This window comes from Citrobacter sp. wls757 (assembly GCF_005280935.1).
GTDB lineage: Bacteria > Pseudomonadota > Gammaproteobacteria > Enterobacterales > Enterobacteriaceae > Citrobacter > Citrobacter portucalensis.
This window is the reverse complement of sequence record NZ_SZWU01000017.1, coordinates 1-9,421: the sequence shown is the minus strand read 5'-3', so window position 1 is coordinate 9,421 and position 9,421 is coordinate 1. Positions and strand designations below refer to the sequence as shown.

Below are 9,421 nucleotides of genomic sequence, written 5' to 3'. Positions count from 1 at the left end.
AACCGGGCACTGCCCGGTTTTTTGTAGTCAGCTTTAGACTTACTCAGCTTTGGCCTGATAGCTGCGCAGAGCATTTCGCCCCAGCACCACACCGGCACCAATCATCCCACCGAGCAGAACCGCCAGCACGAGGATAATCGCTTTTTTCGGGCTGTCACGACGAATCGGTAACGTTGGTTTCATCACATAGCGGTAGGCGTGTAACTCAGCCCCTTCAAGCTTAAGACTTTCGATATCCAACAGCTTTTGTTTGGTCTGGAAGTAGTTATCAGACAATATCAAAGGGCGTGTAGATTCGTGCTCAATCATGGACTTCAGGGCATCACTACCCAACAGGAACATACTGTCCTGCGTCACATCCTGCGTCTGCTGAATTTGCGGCTTAGTCACCCCGGCCTGCTCTGCATAACGCAGCGCTTCCTGAATTTGCTTAATTCGCAGATCTTTTTGCTCCTGAGCGACCACTTCCTGAGTTTTCAGAGAGTCTTGCAACGTGGTGGTTTGCAACTTGATATTATCAACCAGGTCAAGCTCCAGCTCTTTAGCAACCTTTTCATCTGTTTGTTGAATGTATTCGGCGAGCTGACGCTGAGCGTCTTCTGGTGAGCTACCCACATAAGAAACCGCCAACGGCAGCGGTTGACCTTTAACAGATTGTTCAATTGACAGTTTCTGTGGTTCTTCCTGATTATCAAGCGTTTCAGCCAATGCAGAGAGAGATGTACTGAAACGACCAACCACGTTTGTCTGCAGTTCAGTAGCCTTGGGGGCGCTGACACCATACAACACATTGAGGGCGTTGTTATATGTGGCTATCTGACCAACATCCGGTTGAGTAATAATGGCTGTTGAGGTCCATTTCTCCTTAGCAACTGCCAAATAGCCCACAGCAAGCACTATGGCAATAACAATCGCGATAACGATTGTTACTTTCCCACGCCACAACTGTACCAATAAATCAATCAGATCAATCTGTTCCGGATCGTGACTGCGCCCGGACATGTTGTTATCACTTACAGACATAGAAACCCTAGATAAGGAAAGACTTAAACTGGAATCAGTTTAGCTATAAATCGAGGTAATGCCATAGGATTAATGATAAAAAAATCAAATTGTTTCAGGGATTTTGATTGGTATTTCAATCACTACTGAAAAACGATACGATTAAACAAAAGTGTCAATACTCAAAGAACATCTTTATGCGCAAAAAACCATCAACACACAGGTTTCATGCCCGCTAATCGTTATACTTTACAATTCATTTTATTGAATTCATATCGTGAATACTTACCGTCTGACCAGTAAAAATGGTAGGCATAAATAATATAACAATTAGCTTTTTTACCATCTAAAGGTATCATTCCACTTTTTAGTAGCACCTGTTGGTGCCTGGCTATTATTTAGCCAAAAAGAGGAATAAACATGAAATACCTGGTTACGGGTGCCGCTGGTTTCATCGGCTTCCACGTTAGCAAACGCCTCCTTGAGGCTGGCCATCAAGTAGTCGGTATTGATAACCTGAACGATTACTACGACGTCAGCCTTAAACAAGCTCGTCTGGAATTACTGGCACAGCCTGGTTTCCAGTTTCATAAAATTGATTTAGCCGACAGCGAAGGCATGACTGAACTTTTCGCATCCGGGCATTTTGAGCGTGTGATTCATCTCGCCGCACAGGCTGGTGTACGTTATTCACTCGAAAACCCGCATGCCTATGCAGACTCAAATCTCACCGGCTTTCTGAACATACTGGAAGGGTGTCGCCATCATAAAATTCAGCATTTACTCTATGCCTCATCCAGTTCAGTTTACGGCCTGAATCGCAAAATGCCTTTCTCTACGGATGATTCCGTCGATCATCCCGTGTCGCTGTATGCAGCAACCAAAAAAGCCAACGAACTGATGGCCCATACTTATTCCCATTTGTACGGATTGCCCACAACCGGATTGCGTTTCTTTACCGTGTACGGTCCTTGGGGTCGTCCTGATATGGCGCTGTTCAAGTTCACCAAAGCGATGCTAGAAGGAAAGAGTATTGACGTCTATAACTATGGCAAAATGAAGCGTGACTTTACCTATATTGATGATATCGCAGAAGCAATCATTCGCCTGCAGGATGTCATTCCACATGCAGACACACAATGGACCGTTGAAACAGGCACGCCAGCAGCCAGCATTGCGCCCTATCACGTCTACAATATCGGCAATAGTTCACCGGTTGAGCTAATGGACTATATCCAGGCTCTGGAAGATGCTCTGGGTATTGAAGCTAAGAAAAACATGCTACCACTACAGCCAGGTGATGTGCTGGAAACCAGCGCAGACACTCAAGCGCTGTATGAGGTAATTGGTTTTAAACCTGAAACCACGGTAAATGATGGGGTGAAGAACTTTGTTGACTGGTACCGTGATTTCTACAAAGTTTGATTACTGGCCTGATTAAAATAAAAAAGGCCTTATATAAGGCCTTTTTTATGGAGACGAGATTAATCACTACCAAACAAATCGCGGGTATAAACTTTATCGGCAACATCAGCTAATTCTGACGTCATACGGTTAGAAATAATAATATCCGCTTCATTTTTGAACGCATTAAGATCACGCACAACTCGGGAATGGAAAAATTCATCCTCTTCCATGACCGGTTCATAGATAATAACGGGCACGCCCTTTGCCTTAATGCGCTTCATGATGCCCTGAATCGATGATGCCCGGAAATTATCGGAACCACTTTTCATGATCAAACGGTACACGCCAACTACCTTAGGCTTACGCGCAAGAATAGAATCTGCGATGAAGTCTTTACGCGTACGGTTCGCATCAACGATCGCGCCAATAATGTTATTCGGCACAGACGCGTAGTTCGCCAGCAACTGCTTAGTATCTTTCGGCAGACAGTAGCCACCATAGCCGAATGACGGGTTGTTGTAGTGATTACCGATACGCGGGTCCAGGCACACACCTTCAATAATCTGCCGTGAATTCAAGCCAAGACTTTCTGCATAGCTATCCAGCTCGTTAAAGTAAGCCACACGTAACGCCAGATAGGTGTTAGCGAACAACTTGATGGCTTCGGCTTCAGTCGAGTCGGTAAACAGCGTCGGAATGTCCTTTTTAACCGCTCCTTCCTGCAGCAGCGCGGCAAAACGCTCTGCACGTTCGGAACGTTCACCAATAACGATACGGGACGGATGCAGGTTGTCGTACAGCGCACGGCCTTCACGCAGGAATTCTGGCGAAAATAATATATTGTCGATGCCCAACTGTTCTTTAATGGAGTTCGTAAAGCCAACCGGAATCGTTGATTTAATTACCATCACCGCATTTGGGTTGATTTCGACCACATCGCGGATCACTGACTCGACGCTGGAGGTGTTAAAGTAGTTAGTTTTCGGATCGTAATCAGTCGGTGTCGCGATGATAACGTAGTCCGCATCGCGGTAAGCATCATACTTATCGGTCGTTGCACGAAAATTCAGCTGTTTTGTCGCCAGATACTCTTCGATCTCTCTATCAACGATCGGCGATTTTTTCTGATTCAGCATCTCGACCTTCGTCGGAACGATATCCAGAGCGACCACTTCATGGTGCTGGGCAATCAGAATACCGTTCGACAAACCAACATAACCTGTTCCTGAGATAGTTATCTTCATTCGCTGTGTAACTTCTTCCGGTTAAACATTTGAGGGTGTACACGCTGCCAACAACGTGGCGCATCGGCTCTGCATTGCACCAGTATATCGTGCTTTGCTACAACACCGGATATCGGACCTAGCTGAATCCCATTTTTTGGCAATAAAAAAGCCCGGAGGAGCGCTCCGGGCCTGCATTTACAGTTAGACTAAATCAGATTAATCCAGCCATTCAGTGTGGAACACACCTTCTTTATCGGTGCGTTTATACGTATGTGCACCAAAGTAGTCGCGCTGGGCCTGGATCAGGTTAGCTGGCAGCACCGCAGAACGGTAGCTATCGTAGTAGGCTACTGCTGCAGAGAAGGTCGGTACCGGAATACCATTCTGCACGGCATAAGCCACTACATCGCGCAGCGCTTGTTGATATTCGTCAGCGATATTTTTGAAGTACGGGGCCAGCAGCAGGTTCGCGATGCCTTTGTTTTCAGCATACGCGTCAGTAATTTTCTGCAGGAACTGCGCACGAATGATGCAGCCCGCGCGGAAGATCTTCGCGATTTCACCGTAGTTCAGATCCCAGTTGTACTCGTCGGACGCGGCACGCAGCTGAGAGAAGCCCTGTGCGTAGGAGACGATCTTGCCTAGGTACAGCGCGCGACGAACTTTTTCAACAAACTCTGCTTTATCACCAGCCAGTTTAGCCTGCGGGCCAGACAGCACTTTAGATGCCGCAACGCGCTGGTCTTTCAAAGAAGAGATGTAGCGCGCGAATACAGACTCGGTGATCAGCGACAGCGGTTCGCCCAGATCCAGAGAGCTCTGGCTGGTCCATTTACCGGTACCTTTGTTCGCCGCTTCGTCCAGGATCACATCAACAAGATATTTACCCTCTTCATCTTTTTTAGTGAAGATGTCTTTAGTGATGTCGATCAGGTAACTGCTCAGCTCGCCTTCATTCCACTCGGTGAAGGTCGTTGCCAGTTCTTCGTTAGACAGGTTCAGGCCGCCTTTCAGCAGGGAATAGGCTTCAGCAATCAGCTGCATATCGCCGTATTCGATGCCGTTGTGAACCATCTTCACGTAATGGCCTGCGCCGTCAGCGCCAATATAGGTCACGCACGGCTCGCCATCTTCCGCAACGGCTGCGATTTTGGTCAGGATCGGCGCAACCAGTTCATAGGCTTCTTTCTGACCACCAGGCATGATGGAAGGGCCTTTCAGAGCACCCTCTTCACCGCCGGATACGCCAGTACCGATGAAGTTAAAACCTTCAGCAGACAATTCGCGGTTACGACGAATGGTATCCTGGAAGAAGGTATTACCGCCATCAATGATGATGTCGCCTTTATCCAGATACGGTTTCAGGGAATCGATGGCAGCATCGGTGCCAGCGCCCGCTTTCACCATTAACAGGATACGACGTGGGGTTTCAAGAGACTCGACGAACTCTTTCACTGTGTAATAAGGAACCAGTTTCTTACCCGGGTTCTCGGCAACAACTTCTTCAGTTTTCTCGCGGGAGCGGTTGAAGATGGAGACGGTATAACCACGGCTTTCGATGTTGAGCGCCAAGTTGCGCCCCATCACTGCCATACCGACGACGCCGATCTGTTGCTTGGACATTACATACTCCTGTCAGGTGTGGTTGCCGCGATTTGTTTGCGGTTTCTGATATAAAATAGTTTTAGAAAAAGATTATAAAATAGCAGTTAGTATTTGCAATACATATTTTTATGAAATTAAATTTTCCTAATCGCAAACATCCACCGAGTCGATTTGTGTAAAGCGAGCATATTTTTGATTGCTAACGACATTAACACAGACAAGAAAAAAACAATCAAATCTTTTACTAACATCGACAACCCCCATATATTTTGTTCATTCATAATGATAGTCAAAAAGTATAATAATGGCCCATGAAACAACGCTATATAGAGACTATCTCTACCACAAACTCGGAAACAAAATGAAACAACCGACAGCTTGCTGCATACTTTAGAAAAGCATAGCACCACATATATAGAAAAAAGAGATGAAATAAAAGAAAGTAAATAAGGATTAAAAACAAAACTTCCAATATTTATTATCACCCCAAATCTCTCTGCAAATAGAATTATAAAAAATAAACAAATAAAAAAACAGCCGATCGATATTTTAAAACTTACAACATCACTCCGAAAATAATATCCACACATAAAAATCGGCACGGTAAATATCAATGACTCTGCAGTGAATGGTAGGCGTGAGTTTATTAGAATATTCGAATCAATCCAATTGAATGATGAAAAGAAAGAAGCGTTTGAAGTTAATGCTAAAATAATCGCTAACACGGATAAAGTTTTAACATCCCTACTTTTTGATTTAATTACAACTGTACACACTAACATTGTAATAAATAAAGTCGGCATAAACCACAGGGCATAAAGTGGAAATTGGAAGATCCCATAAATATCATGATAGATATCCATCCAATTATTACCCCAAAAAAATAAATTATAAAAAAACACAGTAAAAAAAACAGGCTTTATGATTGTTGAAAATTTCATATAAATAAATTTCTTATAGCTAACATCCTTATAAAAAACACCAGATATAAAAAAGAAAAAGGGGACTAAATAAAGCATTAAATATTTAACAAAAACATCATGAGTCAAGGGATAGTAATATCCATCACTTAAGTGGCTATGTAACCCTACCATTGAAAGTACACTAATACCTCGAGCTATATCTATTGTATTATCTCTATTATCCATTTTATATTTTAACAACCCTTGCTACTCGATAATAAAAAACACTTAAACCTAACAATAGGAAACTCACTGACTCAACAATTATAATTGCATATATAGCACCTAGCACCTGAAAGTGTCTAATAAGAAAATACATTGCAGGAACAGCTATTGATATACAAACAAACGCAACATATAAACCAATTCTATATAAACCTTGTGATTGCAGAATTGCGGTGAGAGCTCCATTTAGACATTTAACACCTGCTATACATAAGAACCCAAGAACTAATGAATGAAAATAATTTGTCGGTAATACAAACCGCTCTCCAACAATAATTAATAAAATATAATAACCTATTGAACTGACCAATACATAGGTTGCCATCATAAATATAAATGGCATTATTCTCACTTCTTTTTTTCTCAAATCAAATTTACTAAATTTTGCATAGGCAACAGTAGAAAAAACAGAGGAAACCATGACTAGCGGATCAACCATTCTAAAAACCTGCCCGTAGACAGCAAGATTTTGTGAGTCAAAAAACCTCAAGTAAATATTATCAAGCCGACTATAAATAATAACAATGATCGCTGTAACACCAATGCTATAAGTTTTTTTATAAAGACTAACAATTGAAGAAAATCTATAACTACGCAATTCGCTTATAATACTTAAGTCTATTTTCTTTGACAAAATATATAATACAGCACTAAAGAAAACAACCTCTACCAACAGATAAATAACCGGTTCAAATTTAATGTTTAAAAAATAAATAGAACCGAAAACCAGCATGACAATTACACTTGCAAAAGCAATAGCTGGCGTTAATATTTTATTTTGATTTAAAGATTGAAAATAACTATTTGAAAGATTGAACAACAAAGAAAAAATCAATACTACAGATACCGGCAAATATATAGTTGAGTCATATTTCTCTAAAATGCAATAACACAACAATGTTAAATATAATAAAACACCTGAGGTTATCTTTTGATAGAATACAGTGATCAATAATCTATTTTTTTCAGCCACCTCGCCATATCTTTTAATTACATAAATATCAACACCAAAATCACATGTAACTCTCATAATTTCAACTATGCTAATCAAAAATATAAACTGACTACCTTGAGCAACACCAAGAGAATGTGTAATAAGAATTATAGCAAGCGTTTTTGCTCCAAAATAAAAAACCTTATTTATTAGTGAATAAACCCCATCACTGAATATTTCCCTAAGCATTAAAACTTGCCCTTTCATTTAATTCGAGAAGTTAAAAATGGTGCTAAAATGATTATTGGCAATGATTTAATCACATAAGAAAAAGGTAATATCAATTCACCTCTAATGGAATAAAACAAGCCAGGAAGCATTGCAATAGCAATAAAATTCAAGAAAGTGCGCGAACTGTTTAAGCAGTATTGAATAAAGAAAAGCATCAGCAAAAGATAAGTAAGATAAATAAAAAAGTTAAATTTAACGCTTAATATTGTTGTTTCTAATATCCCTGACGATGATAGAGCGATACCACTTGAAATATCCCCAAGAACAATCATAGAAAATTGTTTATAGATCTGTAAATCACTTATAAAACTAAACCCACTTATTGGGAATATTTGGGTTAGTATAATATTAGGATCTATATTATCCCATCCTTGGGATGCAGGCAAAAGAAATAGATCTTGTAATCCTGCTAAGGTTGAAGATAGCGAATCTAAAACAATCACAAGATAACTAATAAAGTTGATTTCATATCCCTCTCTAAAGTAAGAGATCAAAGAGAAAAGAATAAAGCCGATTACAAGATATCGGACTTTTGAAACCTTGATAAATTGCTTTTTGATAGAATTTCTATTAGCATATAAAGACAAAGTTATTATACATAGAAATGAAAAGAAAAACTTGCTTCTTATGCCAATCAAAAGCTCGGAAGCCAGCAATAAAAAACTAATCCATTTTAAATATACCGGTGTTTTATAATAAAATGTCGCCAATGACATTATCAATGAGAGTCCACTAATAGCTCGAATTAAAAATGGGACTTGGGCAATTAATGCTTCACCCTCTGTATAGATTGCCAAATGCCCCAATCCAGAATTAATTATAAATTTAAAGTAGACAAACGTTTTAATTAACTGACAAATCCCAACCACAAAAAATATTATAATAAATATATTGTTAACTTCATTTTTTTGATTTATGGTTTTGCTACTGAAACATGAAAAATAAAGAATTACATTTAGCAATATACACCATAAACATACCAATTCGAATCCATTGCGTGGCTCACTAAAATTTAAAAGATATATAGCAGGTATACCTATTATCAGTGAAAAAGCATATGAATACATTAATTGCAATGAAAAAAAACTTGCTCTTTTTATATAAAAATAGATTATAACAACAAGCAGAATAGCAGACAAAAATGATGACACTATTTCTATGAAAATCTTATATACAGCAGAAGGTGCCGTATATTCACAAAACAATAGTGCAACAGATAAAAACAGAGCGAAATATATAGGTAAATATTTCACCAGTCCTCTTTTTGATGCTTGATGAACAGTCGATTGAATCATTTTTCGAAGCTTAGAGTATTATAAAGTGATTATAAAAGAAAAGGAACTCTCCTTCCCAACTAATAAAAACCCATTAAATAACTGCCAGGTGATACTTTACCTGGCAGTTACTATTATCCTTTTATTTTTTCAAGTAACTCTTGAGTTTTCTGTTTCATTAACAATGTATCATGTTTTGATTCTACATTTAATCGTATTACAGGCTCCGTATTTGAACTGCGCAAATTAAAGCGCCAATTTTCAAATTCAATGCTAATGCCATCTGTAAAGTCGATATTCTTCGCTTCATCTTTATAGTAATCAAGAATATTATTAATCACATATTCTTGATTAACAACACTACTATTTATCTCACCACTAGCAGGGAATGCTAGAACTCGATTACTAACTAGTTGACCAAGCGTTTTTTGTTTCAAGCAAGCCAGTTCTGCCACCAGCAACCACGGGATCATTCCGCTGTCGCAATAGGCAAAA

The 9,421-nt window shown here is 39.8% G+C and carries 7 protein-coding genes and 1 pseudogene; 1 reads left to right on the top strand and 7 read right to left on the bottom strand.

Annotated features, from left to right (window positions below):
* Positions 1 to 39: 39 nt before the first annotated feature.
* Positions 40 to 1,023, bottom strand: coding sequence for an LPS O-antigen chain length determinant protein WzzB (gene wzzB / locus FDW94_RS04600; RefSeq protein WP_137377212.1), 984 nt, complete (start codon positions 1,021 to 1,023; stop codon positions 40 to 42).
* Positions 1,024 to 1,422: 399 nt separating this feature from the next.
* On the opposite strand from wzzB, the gene FDW94_RS04590 reads away from it, so the two are divergent.
* Positions 1,423 to 2,427, top strand: a complete 1,005-nt coding sequence (locus tag FDW94_RS04590) for an NAD-dependent epimerase (RefSeq protein ID WP_137377211.1) — start codon at positions 1,423 to 1,425, stop codon at positions 2,425 to 2,427.
* Between the two features lie 59 nt (positions 2,428 to 2,486).
* Here FDW94_RS04590 and ugd read toward each other — a convergent pair whose 3' ends face one another.
* The 6 genes and pseudogenes from ugd to FDW94_RS04560 form a co-directional block, all read right to left on the bottom strand.
* Positions 2,487 to 3,653 (bottom strand): UDP-glucose 6-dehydrogenase, encoded by a 1,167-nt coding sequence (ugd, locus tag FDW94_RS04585; RefSeq protein WP_137377210.1) that lies wholly within the window; start codon positions 3,651 to 3,653, stop codon positions 2,487 to 2,489.
* 198 nt (positions 3,654 to 3,851) lie between these two features.
* Positions 3,852 to 5,258 (bottom strand): NADP-dependent phosphogluconate dehydrogenase, encoded by a 1,407-nt coding sequence (gene gndA, locus FDW94_RS04580; RefSeq protein WP_003844291.1) that lies wholly within the window; start codon positions 5,256 to 5,258, stop codon positions 3,852 to 3,854.
* A gap of 116 nt (positions 5,259 to 5,374) precedes the next feature.
* Entirely contained in the window at positions 5,375 to 6,388 is a 1,014-nt protein-coding gene (locus tag FDW94_RS04575) for an acyltransferase family protein (RefSeq protein WP_137377209.1), read from the bottom strand.
* Between the two features lies 1 nt (position 6,389).
* Positions 6,390 to 7,628, bottom strand: coding sequence for a hypothetical protein (locus FDW94_RS04570; RefSeq protein WP_283205064.1), 1,239 nt, complete (start codon positions 7,626 to 7,628; stop codon positions 6,390 to 6,392).
* A complete protein-coding gene (locus FDW94_RS04565; RefSeq protein WP_283205063.1) occupies positions 7,625 to 8,905 on the bottom strand; it encodes an oligosaccharide repeat unit polymerase in 1,281 nt (426 codons plus the stop codon). The genes FDW94_RS04570 and FDW94_RS04565 overlap by 4 nt, the downstream gene beginning before the upstream one ends.
* Before the next feature lie 155 nt (positions 8,906 to 9,060).
* Positions 9,061 to 9,421: pseudogene (locus FDW94_RS04560) on the bottom strand (phosphomannomutase CpsG); the annotation flags it as partial.